At 41.6% G+C, this 17,623-nt stretch carries 24 protein-coding genes and 1 riboswitch; of the genes, 20 read left to right on the top strand and 4 right to left on the bottom strand.

The window, feature by feature from the left end:
• The first annotated feature begins 92 nt into the window (after positions 1 to 92).
• On the top strand, positions 93 to 434 hold the full coding sequence (locus tag ACPC57_RS06390) for a DUF1033 family protein (RefSeq protein WP_217374334.1): 342 nt from the start codon (positions 93 to 95) through the stop codon (positions 432 to 434).
• A gap of 60 nt (positions 435 to 494) precedes the next feature.
• Here ACPC57_RS06390 and ACPC57_RS06385 read toward each other — a convergent pair whose 3' ends face one another.
• On the bottom strand, positions 495 to 1,445 hold the full coding sequence (locus ACPC57_RS06385) for a S66 family peptidase (protein WP_217375199.1): 951 nt from the start codon (positions 1,443 to 1,445) through the stop codon (positions 495 to 497).
• 87 nt (positions 1,446 to 1,532) lie between these two features.
• Between ACPC57_RS06385 and comGA the strand changes: the two genes are divergently transcribed.
• The 11 genes from comGA (at position 1,533) to ACPC57_RS06330 (ending at position 9,597) form a co-directional block, all read left to right on the top strand.
• Positions 1,533 to 2,483 carry a competence type IV pilus ATPase ComGA gene (comGA, locus tag ACPC57_RS06380; protein WP_318150623.1) on the top strand — a complete coding sequence of 317 codons (951 nt, stop codon included), beginning with the start codon at positions 1,533 to 1,535 and terminating at the stop codon, positions 2,481 to 2,483.
• Positions 2,395 to 3,432, top strand: a complete 1,038-nt coding sequence (comGB, locus tag ACPC57_RS06375; protein WP_318151035.1) for a competence type IV pilus assembly protein ComGB — start codon at positions 2,395 to 2,397, stop codon at positions 3,430 to 3,432. Before comGA ends, comGB begins: the two co-directional genes overlap by 89 nt.
• 1 nt (position 3,433) lies before the next feature.
• Positions 3,434 to 3,712, top strand: coding sequence for a competence type IV pilus major pilin ComGC (gene comGC / locus ACPC57_RS06370; protein ID WP_217374331.1), 279 nt, complete (start codon positions 3,434 to 3,436; stop codon positions 3,710 to 3,712).
• On the top strand, positions 3,702 to 4,106 hold the full coding sequence (comGD, locus tag ACPC57_RS06365) for a competence type IV pilus minor pilin ComGD (protein WP_160864045.1): 405 nt from the start codon (positions 3,702 to 3,704) through the stop codon (positions 4,104 to 4,106). The genes comGC and comGD overlap by 11 nt, the downstream gene beginning before the upstream one ends.
• Complete coding sequence (gene comGE / locus ACPC57_RS06360) at positions 4,078 to 4,371, top strand: competence type IV pilus minor pilin ComGE (protein WP_217374330.1); 294 nt, start codon at positions 4,078 to 4,080, stop codon at positions 4,369 to 4,371. Before comGD ends, comGE begins: the two co-directional genes overlap by 29 nt.
• Positions 4,334 to 4,792, top strand: coding sequence for a competence type IV pilus minor pilin ComGF (gene comGF / locus ACPC57_RS06355; protein ID WP_434066525.1), 459 nt, complete (start codon positions 4,334 to 4,336; stop codon positions 4,790 to 4,792). The genes comGE and comGF overlap by 38 nt, the downstream gene beginning before the upstream one ends.
• Positions 4,770 to 5,270 (top strand): competence type IV pilus minor pilin ComGG, encoded by a 501-nt coding sequence (comGG, locus tag ACPC57_RS06350; protein WP_434065864.1) that lies wholly within the window; start codon positions 4,770 to 4,772, stop codon positions 5,268 to 5,270. Before comGF ends, comGG begins: the two co-directional genes overlap by 23 nt.
• Positions 5,271 to 5,289: 19 nt before the next feature.
• Positions 5,290 to 6,243, top strand: coding sequence for a class I SAM-dependent methyltransferase (locus tag ACPC57_RS06345; protein ID WP_434065865.1), 954 nt, complete (start codon positions 5,290 to 5,292; stop codon positions 6,241 to 6,243).
• Positions 6,244 to 6,292: 49 nt separating this feature from the next.
• On the top strand, positions 6,293 to 7,480 hold the full coding sequence (locus ACPC57_RS06340; RefSeq protein WP_434066524.1) for an acetate kinase: 1,188 nt from the start codon (positions 6,293 to 6,295) through the stop codon (positions 7,478 to 7,480).
• Positions 7,481 to 7,603: 123 nt separating this feature from the next.
• Positions 7,604 to 7,693: riboswitch (THF riboswitch) on the top strand.
• 41 nt (positions 7,694 to 7,734) lie between these two features.
• A complete protein-coding gene (locus ACPC57_RS06335; RefSeq protein ID WP_277837564.1) occupies positions 7,735 to 8,286 on the top strand; it encodes a folate family ECF transporter S component in 552 nt (183 codons plus the stop codon).
• A gap of 54 nt (positions 8,287 to 8,340) precedes the next feature.
• The gene (locus ACPC57_RS06330) at positions 8,341 to 9,597 is read left to right on the top strand and encodes a bifunctional folylpolyglutamate synthase/dihydrofolate synthase (RefSeq protein ID WP_318151034.1); all 1,257 of its coding nucleotides are present in this window, start codon (positions 8,341 to 8,343) and stop codon (positions 9,595 to 9,597) included.
• A 44-nt stretch (positions 9,598 to 9,641) separates the two neighbouring features.
• Here ACPC57_RS06330 and pepA read toward each other — a convergent pair whose 3' ends face one another.
• On the bottom strand, positions 9,642 to 10,703 hold the full coding sequence (pepA, locus tag ACPC57_RS06325; RefSeq protein WP_217374324.1) for a glutamyl aminopeptidase: 1,062 nt from the start codon (positions 10,701 to 10,703) through the stop codon (positions 9,642 to 9,644).
• A 212-nt stretch (positions 10,704 to 10,915) separates the two neighbouring features.
• Here pepA and ACPC57_RS06320 point away from each other — a divergent pair, with 212 nt between their 5' ends.
• Genes ACPC57_RS06320 through ytpR form a run of 4 tightly spaced genes read left to right on the top strand, consistent with a single transcriptional unit; the run spans position 10,916 to position 13,159 of the window.
• A complete protein-coding gene (locus tag ACPC57_RS06320; protein WP_171989715.1) occupies positions 10,916 to 11,200 on the top strand; it encodes a DUF4651 domain-containing protein in 285 nt (94 codons plus the stop codon).
• On the top strand, positions 11,197 to 11,517 hold the full coding sequence (locus tag ACPC57_RS06315) for a thioredoxin family protein (protein WP_217374323.1): 321 nt from the start codon (positions 11,197 to 11,199) through the stop codon (positions 11,515 to 11,517). The genes ACPC57_RS06320 and ACPC57_RS06315 overlap by 4 nt, the downstream gene beginning before the upstream one ends.
• Positions 11,518 to 11,560: 43 nt before the next feature.
• Positions 11,561 to 12,517 carry a DUF1002 domain-containing protein gene (locus ACPC57_RS06310; protein ID WP_217374322.1) on the top strand — a complete coding sequence of 319 codons (957 nt, stop codon included), beginning with the start codon at positions 11,561 to 11,563 and terminating at the stop codon, positions 12,515 to 12,517.
• A gap of 18 nt (positions 12,518 to 12,535) precedes the next feature.
• A complete protein-coding gene (gene ytpR / locus ACPC57_RS06305; protein WP_434066523.1) occupies positions 12,536 to 13,159 on the top strand; it encodes a YtpR family tRNA-binding protein in 624 nt (207 codons plus the stop codon).
• A 33-nt stretch (positions 13,160 to 13,192) separates the two neighbouring features.
• Here the strand turns inward: ytpR and ACPC57_RS06300 are convergent, their stop codons facing one another.
• On the bottom strand, positions 13,193 to 13,567 hold the full coding sequence (locus ACPC57_RS06300; RefSeq protein ID WP_434065702.1) for a DUF2785 domain-containing protein: 375 nt from the start codon (positions 13,565 to 13,567) through the stop codon (positions 13,193 to 13,195).
• A gap of 126 nt (positions 13,568 to 13,693) precedes the next feature.
• Positions 13,694 to 13,933, bottom strand: a complete 240-nt coding sequence (locus ACPC57_RS06295; RefSeq protein ID WP_434065692.1) for a hypothetical protein — start codon at positions 13,931 to 13,933, stop codon at positions 13,694 to 13,696.
• 65 nt (positions 13,934 to 13,998) lie between these two features.
• On the opposite strand from ACPC57_RS06295, the gene ACPC57_RS06290 reads away from it, so the two are divergent.
• The 4 genes from ACPC57_RS06290 to rpsL all read left to right on the top strand — a co-directional run bounded on the left by ACPC57_RS06290 (position 13,999) and on the right by rpsL (position 17,609).
• Positions 13,999 to 14,394, top strand: coding sequence for a single-stranded DNA-binding protein (locus ACPC57_RS06290; protein ID WP_289647110.1), 396 nt, complete (start codon positions 13,999 to 14,001; stop codon positions 14,392 to 14,394).
• Positions 14,395 to 14,963: 569 nt separating this feature from the next.
• The gene (gene groES, locus ACPC57_RS06285; protein ID WP_217374319.1) at positions 14,964 to 15,245 is read left to right on the top strand and encodes a co-chaperone GroES; all 282 of its coding nucleotides are present in this window, start codon (positions 14,964 to 14,966) and stop codon (positions 15,243 to 15,245) included.
• 98 nt (positions 15,246 to 15,343) lie between these two features.
• The gene (groL, locus tag ACPC57_RS06280; protein ID WP_217374318.1) at positions 15,344 to 16,966 is read left to right on the top strand and encodes a chaperonin GroEL; all 1,623 of its coding nucleotides are present in this window, start codon (positions 15,344 to 15,346) and stop codon (positions 16,964 to 16,966) included.
• Positions 16,967 to 17,195: 229 nt separating this feature from the next.
• Positions 17,196 to 17,609, top strand: a complete 414-nt coding sequence (gene rpsL, locus ACPC57_RS06275; RefSeq protein WP_002940030.1) for a 30S ribosomal protein S12 — start codon at positions 17,196 to 17,198, stop codon at positions 17,607 to 17,609.
• Positions 17,610 to 17,623 lie beyond the last annotated feature (14 nt).

Genomic DNA, 17,623 nt, shown 5'->3' with positions numbered 1-17,623 from the left:
TTTTATGTTATCTTGTGGCAATACTCACAAGCAGAATGTTTTTTTTATACATATAAATTCGATATAATGTGTACGGTAAAGGAATTAGTATTATGTATCAAGTAATTAAAATGTATGGAGATTTTGAACCGTGGTGGTTCTTAGATGGTTGGGAAGAAGATGTTGTCAGTAGAGTGACGTACGAACGTTACGAGGATGCACTTTCTACTTTTCAGAAGGAATGGGTAAAACTTTCAGAAAGTTTTCCAATGAAAAAAAGCAAAAATGGGACAATGGTGGCTTTTTGGGATGAATCAGACCAGTACTGGTGTGAAGAGTGTGATGAGTATTTACAGCGTTTCCATTCCCTTTTGTTGATAGAATCGAAGGAAAATTTACCTGCAGGCTTGACTAAAAAATCTCTTCAACCGAGAGTTCGACCATGTAGACTATAACAAGAATCATTTGTTACGGTTGACTAAAAAGGATTGCCTAATGAAGTGGCAATCCTTTTTTTAACTGAATGTGATAGAAAATGTTTTGGTGTCAATCTCTACCTGTCCACCGATTGTAATAGTAAAGAGAGGTTGGGTATGGGCAAAGTCCAAATCGTACAGAACAGGAACTTTTTTGAGAATAGGGTGCTTGTCCAAAATCGTCAGCAAAATTTCCTCTGTCAATCTGGTTTCCTTAGGAAAACGACCAAAGACAACTGCCTGTGGATTTGGATAGGCTTGTAGAAGAGCTGTTAAATGACGAGCGATAATGAGATAATCATCGTCTTCTGCCTCTTCTAAAAATAGAACATATTTATCGGGTCTGGGTGCAAACTCGGTTCCTGTCAGCAGATTGAGGGTGGAGATGTTTCCGCCGATGGCAATACCAGAGGCTTGGCCTGGATTGTAGACTTTCCATTCTGTTGGGTAAAAAGTGCGAGGGGCGTTTGGTAGGTACCAAGCGTCGCTAGACCATTCAAGACTTGGAGTTAATTGATAGGTATCCTGAGTGACTGCATTTAGCCAAGATGTTGTTTGGTACTGTTGTCCCAGCTCCATTTTAAAGCTGGAATAAGCTGGGCCCATATAAGTTTGCATGCCTGTCTTGGCGTAGATGGCATTGAGCAGAGCGGTCGTATCCGAATAACCGCAGAAAATTTTCGAATTTTGTGCAATCAAATCAAAATCCAGATAGGGCAACAATTCATTGCAGTTGAAACCACCAATGGTTGTCAGAATGGCATCAACTGTTTCATTCGCAAAAGCCGCCTCCAAGTCCGCAACTCGACTAGCAATCGGAGCTGAGTCAAAGATATCATTTTCAAAATAATGTTCTGAAAAGGAGAGTCTGAACCCAAGTGCTTCTAACTTTTTCTTAGCTGCTACATTAGCCTCAAAGCCACCAATACTTTCAATAGACGAAGATGGGCTGACTACGCGTATGTGGTCGCCTTTTTTTAATCTTTTTATGGGAAACCTCCACAACTTTTTTACTATTCTAACATAAATATGCCACAAATCAATATGTTTTACGAATAGATGGAGTAGGGAGGTTATATGATTCAAGAAAAAGCAAGAAAAATGATTGAAGAGGCAGTTGTCGAAAGGGTCAGTGATATTTATTTGATTCCAAGAGGAGAAAACTACCAAGTCTATCATCGAGTAATGGATGAACGGGAATATATTCAAGAATTAACCGAGGATGAGGTGATGGCCATTATTAGCCATTTCAAGTTTTTAGCGGGTTTGAATGTCGGTGAAAAACGGCGTAGCCAGCAAGGCTCTTGTGAATACGATTATGGTTCAGGGGAGATTTCCCTTCGGTTATCAACGGTTGGTGATTATCGTGGTAAAGAAAGTTTGGTCATTCGTCTGCTCTATGATCAAGATCAACAACTTAAATTTTGGTTTGGAGCATTGGATAGAATTGCTCAAGAAATCAAGGGACGAGGGCTCTATCTTTTTTCGGGGCCGGTCGGTTCTGGCAAGACCACACTCATGTACCAGCTGGCGAGATTGAAATTTCCAGATAAGCAAATTCTAACTATAGAAGATCCAGTGGAAATCAAGCAGGAAGATATGCTCCAACTCCAGCTCAATGAGGCAATTGGTGCTACCTATGATAATCTCATCAAACTATCACTTCGTCATCGACCAGATTTACTGATTATTGGAGAAATTAGAGATGCAGAAACTGCTCGAGCAGTAATTCGAGCTAGTTTGACAGGGGCAACGGTCTTCTCAACGGTTCATGCTAGAAGTGTTGCTGGTGTCTATGCTCGCATGTTAGAACTGGGTGTAAGTCCTGAAGAATTGAATAATGCTCTTCAAGGAATTGCCTATCAACGATTAATAGGGGGAGGAGGTGTTGTTGATTTTGCAAAAGGAAACTACCAAAACCATTCCTCGGACAAGTGGAATGAGCAAATTGAATGCCTTCTTGCAGCGGGACATATCAGTCCTCGGCAGGCAGAAACAGAAAAAATTGTCCTTGGTTCGACAGCGTAAGGTGATTGAGCTCTTTAACAATCTTTTTGCTAGTGGATTTCACTTGGGAGAAATTGTCGATTTTCTCAAACGGAGTCAACTCTTGGCGGACCAATACACGCAAGTTTTGTCCGACGGTCTTCTTGCAGGAAAGCCATTTTCAAGTCTTTTGGGAGATTTACGCTTTTCGGATGCGGTTGTCACTCAGGTGGCCTTGGCGGAGGTTCATGGCAATACCAGTCTGAGTCTAAGTCATATTCAATCTTATCTTGAAAATGTTAGTAAGGTCCGTAAAAAATTGATAGAAGTAGCAACCTATCCAATCATCTTGCTTGCCTTTTTATTATTGATAATGTTGGGACTAAAAAACTATTTGTTGCCCCAGTTGGAAGAAGGAAATGTTGCGACTATATTGATTCAACACTTGCCAACAATCTTTTTATCCTTTTGTGGCCTTTTCTTTCTTGCTGTCTTAGGTGGGCTTATTTGGTATCACAGAACAAATAAAATCAAGGCTTTTTCTCGCTTAGTAGCTCTGCCATTTTTCGGAAAACTCATCCAAACCTATTTGACCGCCTATTACGCGAGGGAGTGGGGAAGCTTGATTGGTCAGGGACTTGATATGCCTCAGATTGTGGGCTTGATGCAGGAACAAAAATCACAGCTTTTTCGTGAGATTGGTGAGGATTTAGAGCGTTCACTTTCTGATGGGCATAGTTTCCATTCTCATATACAAACGTATGGCTTTTTCAAACGGGAACTGAGTCTAATGATTGAGTATGGGCAAGTCAAATCAAAATTAGGAAGTGAGCTATCTGTGTATGCAACAGAGTGTTGGGAGGAATTTTTTACTCGTGTTAATAGGGCCATGCAGTTGATTCAACCATTGGTTTTTCTCTTTGTGGCCTTAATGGTCGTTCTCATCTATGCAGCCATGTTGCTGCCTATTTATCAGAATATGGAGTTATAAAATGAAAAAAATGTTGAAAAAGAAAGTCAAAGGATTCACTTTGGTCGAAATGTTAGTGGTGCTTGGAATTATTAGTATTCTCTTACTATTATTTGTGCCAAATCTCAGTAAGCAAAAGCAAAAAATACAAGAAGACGGCAATGCGGTGGTTGTAAAAGTTGTTGAAAGTCAAATGGACATTTACGAATTGGAGCATGGTGTTCGTCCAACAGCGGAAGAATTATATAATCAGCAGATGATAACTGAAGATCAACTAGAAAAATATAATAATGTACCTTAAAAATAAGGCCTTTACTCTTCTAGAGAGCTTACTAACATTAGGTGTTGTCTGTTTTCTAGCGTTGTTATTATCGGGGTCGGTGCATACTGCTTTTCAGGTAGTGCAAGAGCAGGTGTTTCTTTTGGAATTTGAGTCCTTGTATAAAGACAGTCAAGAATTGGCTGCTAGAACTCAAGAAAAGGTAGCGCTTCGTATAGCTGGAGAAGAAGTATCAAATGGCTATCGAATCATTTCATTGCCGCCTAATGTATCCATAGTAGAAGAAAAAACAATTGTGTTTCAGGATGATGGGGGTAATTCTTCCTTGGAAAAAATCAGTTTTAAGATGAGTCATGAAACAATCAAGTATCAACTATATATAGGGAGTGGTCGATATAAGAAAATTGAAGAGTAGAGCCTATGTCTTGTTAGAAAGTTTAGTTGCCCTAGCTACCCTGGTAACGATTTGTAGCTTGATTTTGACAGCTATAGATACCGGACGAAAGCAACTAGTAAACAGTTTGTACCAACAAGAAGTTTATAATGTTGCAAAGATGGCAGTTCAGACAGGAGAATCCCATTTAGAGTTAAACGGGGTTGAAGTTTCAGTACAACGAACATCTCGCAAACTTACCGTTTACCATGAAGGTAAGGAGGTTATTAGGATTGAGAAAAACTAGGTTAGCCGCGTTCACCCTCTTGGAATGTTTAATTACCTTACTCATTATTTCTGGCAGCTTGCTAGTAATTGAAGGATTATCAAAATTGATAGCGTATGAGGTTGGCTATCAAGAACGTCATGTGGAAAAACAGTGGTTACTATTTTGTGATCAATTGCGGGCTGAATGGGAAGGAGCAAGTCTTGATCGGGTTGATTCTGGAAAGTTGTACCTAACCAAAGGGGAAAAATCATTGGCATTTGGTAAGTCTGTGGCAGATGATTTTCGCAAGACAAATGCAAATGGTCAGGGCTATCAGCCCATGTTGTACAAAGTTTATTCAGCTACTTATGCCCAACAAGGCGAGGTTATACAGCTGGATGTAACATTTGAAAGTGGGGAGGAAAGGAGTTTTAGGTATGTTTTTGAAAAAACGAATTAAGGCAGGTGTTCTGCTCTATGCACTCTTAATGCTCGCTGTCTTTAGCCTGATTCTCCAGTTCTATCTCAATAGGCAATTTGTTGAAAGTCAACTGGTACAAGTGACGAAGCAAGAAGCTACTGCTTATATGATGGCTCAAATGATATCAGAGCAAGTAAAGACAGAATACCAGCAGGAGATTCAATTAAAGAAAGTTAGTCAGGATCAAGAAATAGCCCAACAAACTCGTCTCGAGGAAGGGAGTTCAAAGACAGATTCTCCAAACCTGGGTGAGAAACAAGCTGATGTGGAGGAGGCTACAAAGGGATCGCCGACTCAAAAGTCATCCAAAAAATCGGTCGTCAAGAAAGGGCAGATTTCATTTCAACAGGGCCAATCAGACTATCGCATTAAAAATAATCAATTGTCCGTTGTCGTAACACTAAATGGAGGTAAGCAATTCACTTACCACTTCCCAATTTCTAGTCAAATTCCTTAAAATTTGATAAGATAAGAATATGAAATATGAAAAAATTGAACAGGCCTACAACCTGCTTTTAGAAAATGTACAGACGATTCAAAATCAACTTGGGACCAATATTTATGATGCTATGATTGAGCAAAATGCTGCCTATGTAGCTGGTCAACATGAAACCGAACTTGTTCTCAACAACAATCAAATCTTGAGAGAATTAGCCTTGACAAAGGAAGAATGGCGTCGTGCTTACCAATTCTTACTCATTAAAGCTAACCAGACAGAACCGATGCAGTACAACCATCAGTTCACACCTGACTCTATCGGATTTATTTTATCTTTCCTTGTTGACCAGTTGGTCTCTACTCCAAGAGTAACGGTTTTGGAAATTGGTTCTGGTACAGGAAACTTAGCTCAGACCATTCTCAACGCCAGCCAGAAGGAATTAGATTATTTAGGGATTGAAATAGATGACCTCTTGATTGATTTATCGGCTAGTATCGCGGATGTCATGGGAGCAGCTATTTCATTTGCTCAGGGAGATGCGGTACGTCCGCAGATTTTGAAAGAAAGCCAAGTGATTTTGGGAGATTTGCCTATTGGTTACTATCCAGATGACCAGATTGCTAGCCGTTATCAGGTAGCCAGTCCAAATGAACATACCTACGCCCATCATTTGCTCATGGAACAGTCCCTCAAATATCTGGAAAAAGATGGATTTGCGATTTTACTGGCTCCAAATGATTTATTAACGAGTCCGCAAAGCGATTTATTAAAAGGCTGGTTACAAGAAAAAGCCAATATTGTTGCCATGATTGCCCTGCCATCAAATCTTTTTGGGAAGGCTGCCATGGCCAAGTCCATTTTTGTGTTACAAAAGAAAGCTGCCAGACCTTTAACTCCTTTCGTTTATCCTTTGCAAAGCCTGCAAGAACCTGAAGCGATTCAGAAGTTCATGGTCAATTTCAAAAATTGGAAGCAAGAGAATGCAATTTGAGTGAAAATCTGTTATACTAGTGGGGAAAACGCTTTAAAAGAGGTAAGATATGTCAAAAACAATTGCAATTAATGCAGGTAGTTCTAGTTTAAAATGGCAACTTTATCAAATGCCAGAAGAAACAGTTTTAGCAGCGGGTATTATCGAACGTATCGGCTTAAATGATTCTATTTCTACAGTTAAATATGATGGGAAGAAAGAAACCGAAGTATTAGATATTCCTAATCATACAGTTGCGGTTAAAATTCTTTTAGAAGATTTGCTCAAACACAATATTATTGCAACTTATGAAGAAATTACAGGTGTTGGACATCGTGTAGTTGCGGGTGGAGAATACTTCAAAGAGTCAGCGGTTATTGGTCAAAAAGAGATTGAACAAATTGAAGAGTTGAGTGCCTTGGCACCACTTCATAACCCAGCACACGTGGCGGCGATGCGCGCATTTGAAGAAGTATTGCCAGAAGTATTGAATGTAGCTGTTTTTGACACTGCTTTCCATACAACAATGCCAAAACACGCTTATCTCTATCCGATTCCACAAAAATATTATACAGACTATAAAGTTCGTAAGTATGGTGCTCATGGAACAAGCCACTTCTATGTAGCGCATGAGGCAGCAAAAGTTTTGGGTCGTCCAATTGAAGAATTGAAATTAATTACGGCTCATATCGGAAATGGTGTATCCATCACTGCTAACTATCATGGTGAATCTGTGGATACGTCAATGGGCTTCACACCTCTGGCTGGTCCGATGATGGGAACTCGTTCAGGGGATATTGATCCTGCTATCATTCCTTATCTGATTGCGAATGTTGAAGAGTTTAAAGATGCTGCAGACGTTGTTAACATGTTGAATAAACAGTCAGGCTTGTTTGGTGTATCTGGTCTTTCAAGTGATATGCGCGATATTGAAGCAGGCATCCAATCTCACAATCCAGATGCAGTATTGGCCTACAATATTTTCATTGACCGTATTAAGAAATTTATCGGTCAGTATCTTGCGGTTTTAAATGGTGCTGACGCCATCATCTTTACAGCAGGAATGGGTGAGAATGCTGCTACAATGCGTAATGATGTCATTGCAGGTTTGTCTTGGTTTGGTATTGAGTTGGATCCAGCAAAAAATGTATTTGGCAACTATGGTGACATTTCAACGCCAGAATCAAAAGTTCGTGTCTTGGTTATTCCAACGGATGAAGAATTGGTTATTGCGCGTGAAGTTGAACGCTTGAAATAATAGAAGGAAATTGGCAGTAACCCTGCCAGTTTTTCTTATAGTCAGTAACTGTTAGGAGTAATAGATTTTGGCAATTGGTCAAACTGACCTCGGTATGATAAAATAGACTAGCAAAGAAATTTGCACAGAGTAGGTGGTTTGCGTTAAGTGTATGTGGATGGGATGTTGCCACATAACGAAGCGTCAGTGCGGTAAACCATTGCATCCGCTGTCGAATGAATACGACAGCTCCATTTCTTAAAAGGAGCGTTTTTATGGAAAAGAAAATTCCAAAACTGACTGTGCAGTTATTGACTGCCATTGCAGTGACCCTTGCCCTGGTCATGATTGTAGAGAATTATTTCTCAATCCGTCTTTCGGACACTTTGCAGGTTCAGTTTACCTTCATTCCCAATAGTATTTTGGGAGCTATTGCGGGTCCAGTTTGGGCAGCTGTCTTTGCAGCTATTTCAGACCCAGTCTTTGTCTTGTTTAGCGGACAAACTCTTCTCTTTACTTGGATTTTGATTGAGGCGGTATCGGCTTTTATCTATGGCTGGTTCTTTTATCAAAAACCACTAGATATTAATAATAAAGCTGACTGGTTCTATGTTGCTGGGGTTGTTGTTTTGATTCAGGTTGTGATTTCCTTTATCATGACACCGATTGCCCTCCATTTCCATTTTGAAACACCTTGGATTGCTTTATATAGTAGTCGCTTGATTAAGGCAGTTTTTGAAATTCCATTACGCATCGTCGTAACTATGCTTGTCTTACCGAATTTACAAAAAATACCTGAGTTCGCAAAACTAATGGGTATTAAATAATATAGTATCCAGCAACAGGTCATCCCCCTGTTGCTCTTTTGTAGAGGTGAAATGATGAATTACCTAGAAACTCGCCGATGGCTATCGAATCGTCCTGCATCAGATTTAGAAAATGGTGTTGCACGTGTCAACTGGCTCTTGGAGCGCTTGGACAATCCCCAGCATCGTGTACCAACGGTTCACTTTGTGGGAACAAATGGTAAGGGATCGACCCTTAATGCCCTGCAGTTTATCATGCAGACTTCTGGATATACCGTTGGCCGGTTTACATCGCCGTCTATCATTGATTTTCGAGAACAGATTGTCTTTGAGCAGGAGATGATTTCAGAGGAAGACTTTGCGAGGATTGTGACAGACTTGCAACCCTTGATTGATAACTTGGACCAGACAGCAGAACTAGACGCCATCTCAGAGTTTGAGATTGTTGTAGTGGCAATGTTTGTCTATTTTGCTCACTACCAGCATCCCGATATTCTTTTGGTGGAGGCAGGCATGGGTGGTTTACTGGATGCCACGAATGTCTTAAGTCCATTGGCGGTAGTGTGCCCCTCTATTGGTCTAGACCATCAATCCTTTTTAGGAGAGACTCACGCTGCTATAGCCCGTCACAAGGTTGCTGTCTTGCGTGAGCGGGTCCCCCTCCTCTATGCGACCGACCAGCCAGAAGTGGAGGCGGTATTTGAGGATCACGCCAGTCAGCTTCAGAGTCCGACCTATGCGGTGGGGCGGGAGATTCTTTTAGAAAATAGCAGAGCAGGGTTTGCGGTTTCAAGCCCCTTCGGCCGAGTTGAGGATTTGAGGCTACAGATGCGGGGGCGTCACCAAGAGGTCAACGCAGCCTTGGCAGTGACCACAGCTCAGCTTCTTAGCTCACATTTTCCAAAGATTATCAATGAAACTATCAGCCAGGGATTGTCCCAAGCCATCTGGCCGGGCCGCTTAGAATTGATGAAACCAATGCTTATGATTGACGGAGCCCACAATAATGAAAGTATCGCTGTCCTGACCCAGCTCTTAGAGGAAAACTATGCCGATAGAGACATCGAAATCCTCTTTGCAGCCATCAATACCAAGCCTGTGGATCAGATGTTATCGAAACTTAGCCAATTTGGACCTGTTAGCGTCACAACCTTTGATGATTTCCGTGCGGTACAGCTGGATGATTATCCATCAGGTTATGAACGGGTTCAGACCTATCAGGAGTGGTTGGATCAGGCGGACTTGGACAATCCCAAAAAACTTTACCTGATTACAGGCTCGCTTTACTTTATTACTTATGTGAGGAAGTATATTTTAGAAGAGCTTATATAGAAAAAAGGCTTTGCCGGGCATTCTACCTAGCAAAGTCTTTTGTTTTAATAATTTTTAATCAAATCAACCGTTGAGCAATCTAGCTTTTTAACGATAGCTTGCAAGAAGGCTTGAGCCTCTAAGAAGTCATCCATGCTGTAGAGAGTTTGATGTGAATGGATGTAGCGAGCGCAGACACCGATAGTTGTTGATGGAACACCATGATTTTTCAAGTGGGCTGCACCAGCATCTGTTCCACCTTTACCGCAGTAGTATTGGAATTTGACCCCTGCTTCTTCGGCAGTTGAGAGGAGGAAGTCTTTCATATTTTTTAACATGATATGTCCAGGATCGTAGAAACGAAGCAGAGTACCGTCACCAATTTTTCCTTGGTCGCCATAAATATCTCCAGCTGGCGAGCAATCAACAGCAAGGAAAATATCTGGATTGAACTTGGTTGTAGAAGTATGAGCTCCACGTAGGCCAACCTCTTCTTGCACATTTGCCCCGGCAATCAACTGATTTGGCAAAGCTTGACCGGATAGGCTTTCTAGTAGTTCGGTCACCATAAGGACACCAAAGCGGTTGTCCCAAGCCTTAGAAATGACATTTTTTCCGTTGGCTGTTAGAATGGTTTCATTTTTGGGAATGAGAACATCCCCCGGACGAACGCCGAACCCCCAAGCTTCGTCATAATTGGCAAAACCAGCATCGAAAATAATATCAGCTATGGCAGGTACGCCTGGAGCGTTGCCGCCGCGTGTTAGATGTGGAGGGATGGAACCTGAAATGGCAGGAATGGTCCGACCGTCCTGTAGTTGAAGCGTAAAGGCTTGACTTGAAACGACCAAAGGGTTCCAGCCACCTAGCTCGACAACACGGAAAGTACCGTCTGGCTTGATTTGGCTAATCATAAAGCCGACTTCATCCATATGTGCAGCCACTAAGATGCGAGGAGCATTTTCAACAGTCGTATCCTTGATGCCAAAAATTCCACCTAGTCCATCTGTTTCGATGCGGTCTACATGCGGTGTGATTTTCTGGCGGATATGGTTGCGAACCTGTCCTTCAAAGCCTGGTAAGCTTTGTAATTCTGTAACTTCTTTAATTTTTTCGAAAAGAGTCATTCTTCTTCCTCCATGACATGATTACTACTATTTTATCACGAAGAGATAGACTTGTCTTGAAAATATGGAAAAATATACAATAAACACATGATGAAATCATGCTTTCTGAAAGCTGAATCTTTTTCATATGTTTGTGGAGAGTTTGTCTCAGCTGTCACAAGTTCAATGGCATTTTTGGGAAAATTCCGAGGAAATATGATAAAATAGTCAACATGAAAAAGAAAAAGACAGCCTTGCTAGCAGGCTTATTGGGGGCAGGTGTGCTCACTGCTAGTGCTCAATTTTACCGTAAGGTTCAGGAAGACCGTAAAAAAGCACAGGCCTTACAGGAGGTGCGTGACTTTTTCGCTATTGTAGGAGAAATTGCGACTGTCTATGTGGATGAAACAGCCTCAACGCAAGACTCTCTCGTTGGAGGAGTTGTGATGGAGGCAGGACAGGTATTTCTATTTGAAAATGCGCAAGGTTCTATTCAATACAGGGAGGAAGAAAGATGATTTTTCCAACAAATCTTGAAGAAGTAGCTGCCTTGATTGAAGATGGCAAGCCAACTGTTTTTCTATTTGTGACGACTTGGTGTGGAGATTGCCACTATATCAAACCGCATTTGCCAGCTATCGAAGAGGCTTTTCCAGATTTCCGTTTTGTACAACTGGATCGAGATGACTTTATGTCTTTGGCGCAGGAATGGGCTATTTTAGGCATTCCAAGTCTGGTTGTTTTGAAAAATGGTAAGGAAATCGGTCGTTTTGTCGATAAGAATCGCAAGACCAAGGAAGAAATCATGAACTTCTTATCTGGATTGGGTAGATAGATTAGCAGAGAAGCTCTGCAATGTCCAAAAGAAAGGAAAGAACATGAAGAAATCACTTGGAAAAATCCTTCTAGCACCTGTGGTGCTGGGATTGAGTTTGAGTCTTGCTCCCTTGGTGCAGGCTGAGATTCAAACAGATGTAATAAATGAAAAATGGGGCAAGCCAACACTGGTCTATGGTGGCGGTTTGTCAGATGAGCAGGCGACAGAGGTTAACAATCTATTTGGTATTTCGGATGTCAATAATGTTAGTCGTCAGGTGGTTGTTGGCACGGATATGGATCAATATTTAGGTACATCTGGAGCAGATACAGCTTCCCTCTATTCATCTGTCTTGGTGCAAAAGCAGGATGCTGGAAAAGGGGTAGTGGTGGATATTAAGACTCCACAGAACATCACCTTGATTACCGAAACACAGTATGCCAATGCGGCTATTACAGCTGGTGCGTCGGATGTCTTGATTGATGTAGCTTCTCCGATTCAGGTAACGGGGGAGTCTGCCCTGACAGGTGTTTACAAGGCTCTCGCGGCCAATGGTGAAACAGTTGATACAGCCCGAACCGAAGTAGCTCAACAGGAGCTAGAGACAGTCAATGAAGTGGCGACGGCTCATACAGGTGACTCCAATTTTGATAGTTCAGCCTTGGATAAGGCGGTAGCGGAAATCAAGACAGCTCTTGCCGACTACAAAAAGTCCAATGGTCAGGTAGCGTCCGAATCAGATATCAATACTATTATTAACGATGTCTTGGCCAATAACGGTTTGGAAAATGTCATCACAGCAGATGAAGTTTCAAAATTGGTTACCTTTGCGAAAGCCTATCAGGAAACCTCTGCCATTGATTCGGCTGAAGTTGCCGCTCAGCTCAACCAGTTCAAGCAACAGGCGGAGCAACAAATTTCAGAAGCCTATAAGAATCTACAAGATTCAGGGATTTTAGAAAAAATCGGTGCCTTTTTTGAAAATCTTTGGAAAGGCTTGATTGGTCTATTTGCATAAAGGAGAAATGAAAAAGAAATGATTTTTACATATAATAAGGAACACGTTGGCGATGTTCTGATGGTGATTGTGGCTGAGGACAAGGGGCAGGCTGTCCAGTTTGAACGCAAGGGTCAAGTGGCGCGTGTTTTCTTAGAAGAAACAGGAAAAACAGTAGCTTGGAATTTCTTTGATGTATCGAGCTTGATTGAGATTGCCGGAAATGGGCAAGTTTTCCTGACAGACGAGCAAGTTGCGACCTTGAATGTAGCATTGTCAAAAGAAGGCTTTACTGAAAGCTTGGTCAACGACAATGCTACAAAGTTCGTAGTCGGTCAGATTGTGGAATTGGTTCCTCATCCAGACAGCGACCACCTCAATATCTGTCAGGTCAATATTGGTGACAGAACAGTGCAAATCGTAGCTGGTGCGCCAAATGCTGCCCAAGGCTTGAAAACCATTGTGGCTCTTCCGGGGGCAATGATGCCGAACGGTAGCCTGATTTTCCCAGGGAAATTGCGTGGTGAGGATAGCTTTGGTATGATGTGTAGCCCACGTGAATTGGCACTACCAAACGCACCACAAGTGCGTGGCATTATCGAATTGGACGACTCTGCAGAAGTCGGAGCAGCCTTTGAACCAGCTAAACACTGGAAGGGATAGAAAAGAAGAATTGGTCAATTTTGGCCAATTCTTTTATGCTGGTTCAATTTTTCCTTCAATAGCCTGTTCGATTTCTTCGGTCAATGCTTGGTGTGACCTGAGTTGGAAGTAAAGACTAGACAGAAAATGTTGGAGATTGAGCCGTCGGAAGTAGTCTACTGGTTCTTGATTTGGAAAGTCTAGCTTGCTAATCCATTCCGTCAGCTCTTGGCTTGACACTTTTTCCTTTAGCAGGAGGTAGACAGGGATTTGTGCTAAGCGAATTTCCTCTCCAGCTGTGAAGGTTTGATTTTGTTTAGATAGACAAATAAGAATGGCTTGCAATGTCTCTTTGCTTTTTGGGACAGGAAATTTGGTGTGATAGCTTGCGGCCAACAAGAAATCAGCACCATGTGCAGCGGTGTGGATCCAGCCGGGTTTTCATCATAACCAGACCAGTCATTTTCAATCGCCAAATAATCCAAGGCCTGTTGAAAAAGTAGTTCGAGGTCCTCATCATTTAAAAAAGCATGATAAATAGACTCAGAATCATTGTCAACAGATTAGTGTGGACGCTTCTAGGGAAAATGGCTTGGTGTCCAGTGAACGTTGAAGTAATTCTTGTGCTTGTTCCCTTGTAATCAAACTGTTTAGCAAGATATGACAAATGGTAGCGTAGACCAATTTGTCACGAATATCAGAATCGGGATGACCGATGTTTTCTAGCAACCAAGCTAGTTCCTGATTTGTATAAGGTTGGGTAGATTGGAGCTTTGAGGCAAGGATATTTTTCATACATATTTCTCCTTTTTCATCATTTTATCATCTTTCCTACGAATAAATAAGTAGGAGGATAAAAAATGTATAATAAAATCATTGCAATCGGTCGCTTGACGGCCCAACCGGAACTGACTCAAACGCCAAATGGCAAAAATCTGACTCGTGTCACAATTGCTGTGAACCGCCGTTTCAAGACAGAAAATGGCGAACGTGAGGCAGATTTTCTCAATGTTATTTTCTGGGGAAAACTGGCGGAAACACTTGTCTCCTATGGCAGCAAGGGCAGTCTGATTTCTATTGACGGTGAGTTGCGAACGCGAAAATACGAAAAAGACGGCAGCAACCACCATGTGACCGAAATCTTAGGTCAATCTTTCCAGCTACTCGAAAGCCGCGCCCAACGTGCTATGCGTGAAAATAATGCGAATGATAATTTGGCGGATGTGATTTTGGAAGAGGAAGAATTGCCGTTTTGATGTCATATCAGTCCCAAGACCGATGGAGCGTATTGAAAAATAGGCTATACTTTAGTCAATCCTAAATATTTTTCATATCTCCTTAAAGACACCAATGAAAGTTGGTGTTTTTTGCTGTTCATTTTCTATATTTCCACCATTCTATCAGCATGATAATTAGAGAAAGTAGGATAACTCCGTAGAAGAAAAAGATGATGTAGTGAGGGTGGCTAAAGAAAAATATCCAGACTAGCCAGAGTAGATATGCGAATATTATTTTGCCCCAAAAGCCTAATTTTCGTTTTAAAAACCATTCTGCAAAACTTTCGTAGGCTGAAAATCGGCTTTCTAGGTAATCTGTTTTTAAAAGTCGAAAATAGTTCATTACAGTCCTGCCTTCACTTCTTTTAGACAATAGTATAGCATATGTTCGCAAAAATAAAAATGCAAATTATTTTTATCAGACTTAGGACGGATTTTCACGAAAAAAAGATAGAATTTTATTGACTATTATTGACCAAGTGATATAATAAGAAATGTGAGTTAGCACTCACACGTATAGAATGCTAAAAATATTAGGAGGTAGTAGTATGTTAAAACCATTGGGCGATCGTATCGTTGTAAAAATTGAAGAAAAAGAACAAACTGTTGGTGGCTTTGTCCTAGCAGGCGCAAGCCAAGAAAAGACAAAAGAAGCAAGTGTACTAGCGATTGGACAAGGAAGTCGTACCTTGAATGGTGACTTGGTTGCCCCAGCGGTAGCAGTTGGAGATACTGTTTTGATTGATGCTCATGCAGGCTTGGAAGTCAAAGACGGTGACCAGACCGTTCACATCATTCGTGAAGCTGATGTTTTAGCAATCGTTGAATAAGAAACTACTAACAGAAAAAGATTTGAACCCGCTTGTGAAATTGTAAGAAATGTGAAATAGGATTTTTTATTGATTTAGGCGGGGAGGGAGGTATAATTATGTCAAAAGAAATTAAATTTGCAGCAGATGCTCGTGAGAGAATGGTTCGTGGTGTCGATATTTTGGCTGATACGGTCAAAGTAACCTTAGGACCAAAAGGTCGCAATGTTGTCTTGGAAAAAGCTTATGGATCACCACTCATTACAAACGACGGTGTGACAATTGCCAAAGAAATTGAGCTGGAAGACCATTTTGAAAATATGGGTGCTAAGTTGGTATCCGAAGTGGCTTCAAAAACCAATGACATCGCTGGTGACGGTACAACAACTGCTACTGTTTTAACACAAGCGATTGTTCGCGAAGGCTTGAAAAACGTGACTGCAGGTGCCAACCCAATCGGTATCCGTCGCGGGATTGAAGCAGCAGTTGCAACAGCAGTTGAGGCTCTGAAAGCTCAGGCCAATCCAGTTTCAAATAAAGAAGAAATTGCTCAAGTCGCAGCCGTGTCTTCACGTTCTGAAAAAGTTGGTGAGTACATTTCAGAAGCTATGGAGCGCGTAGGAACAGATGGTGTTATTACCATTGAAGAATCTCGCGGTATGGAAACAGAATTGGATGTCGTTGAAGGTATGCAATTCGACCGTGGTTATCTGTCACAATATATGGTAACAGATAATGAAAAGATGGTGGCTGAACTTGAAAATCCATTCATCTTGATTACCGATAAGAAAATTTCTCATATTAAAGATATTTTGCCACTTTTGGAAAGCATTCTCCAAACCAATCGTCCACTGTTGATTATTGCTGACGATGTGGACGGGGAAGCCTTACCAACACTTGTACTCAACAAGATTCGTGGAACTTTCAACGTAGTTGCTGTTAAGGCGCCAGGATTTGGTGACCGTCGTAAAGCTATGTTGGAAGATATTGCTATCTTGACAGGCGGTACAGTGATTACAGAAGACCTTGGTTTGGACTTGAAAGATGCGACGATCGAGGCACTTGGTCAAGCAGCTAAAGTTGTGGTCAATAAAGATAATACAACCATTGTTGAAGGTGCTGGAAATCCAGAAGCAATTGCCAACCGTGTCGCTGTTATCAAGTCACAAATTGAGGTAACCACTTCAGAATTTGACCGTGAAAAATTGCAAGAGCGCTTGGCTAAATTGTCAGGTGGTGTCGCTGTCATCAAAGTTGGTGCTGCTACTGAGACTGAGCTGAAAGAAATGAAACTCCGTATCGAAGACGCCCTCAACGCAACACGTGCCGCAGTTGAAGAAGGAATCGTAGCCGGTGGTGGTACAGCTCTTGTCAATGTTATCGATAGTGTAGCGAAATTGGAGTTGACAGGCGACGATGAAACAGGACGTAATATTGTCCTTCGTGCCTTGGAAGAACCAGTTCGTCAGATTGCCTATAACGCAGGTTATGAAGGTTCAGTTATCATTGACAAGTTGAAGAATTCTGAACTTGGCACTGGTTTTAACGCAGCGACAGGCGAATGGGTCAACATGATGGATGCAGGTATTATTGATCCTGTTAAAGTAACACGTTCAGCTCTTCAAAATGCAGCTTCCGTAGCCAGCTTGATTTTGACGACAGAAGCAGTGGTTGCCAATAAACCAGAACCAGACACTCGAGCTATGCCACAAGGTATGGATGGAATGGGGATGGGCTATTAAGTAATAGTAAAATGACACAGCTGATTGGCTGTGTTTTTTTTGAAATTTTCAAACATATCTATTTGACAATGGGTTTGGGATGTGGTACTATATTAGAAGGTACTTTTTACTTTTGGTCTCTCAAGAGTGTACAGGGACGTGCTGACAAATGTTGCAAAAGTACACACAGATAGGGGTTGTCACCAATGCCCTATCACCAAAAATAAAAAATATATACAGGAGAATGTAGATGCCTACAATTAACCAGTTGGTACGTAAACCACGTAAGTCTAAAGTAGAAAAATCTAAATCACCAGCTTTGAACGTTGGTTACAACAGCCGTAAAAAAGTTCAAACAAACGTTTCATCACCACAAAAACGCGGTGTTGCAACTCGTGTCGGAACAATGACACCTAAAAAACCTAACTCAGCCCTTCGTAAATTTGCTCGTGTACGTTTGAGCAACCTTATCGAGGTTACTGCTTACATCCCAGGCATCGGTCACAACTTGCAAGAACACAGTGTGGTTCTTCTTCGTGGTGGACGTGTAAAAGACCTTCCAGGGGTACGTTACCATATCGTTCGTGGTGCGCTTGATACTGCTGGTGTAAACGATCGTAAGCAAGGCCGTTCTAAATACGGTACTAAACGTCCAAAAGGTTAAGAAGGGGGAAATAT

This window comes from Streptococcus sp. VTCC 12886, from assembly GCF_049893425.1.
In the GTDB taxonomy this organism is placed as follows: domain Bacteria; phylum Bacillota; class Bacilli; order Lactobacillales; family Streptococcaceae; genus Streptococcus; species Streptococcus suis_AA.
The sequence above is the reverse complement of the archived record's forward strand: the minus strand, read 5'-3'. Positions and strand labels throughout refer to the sequence as shown.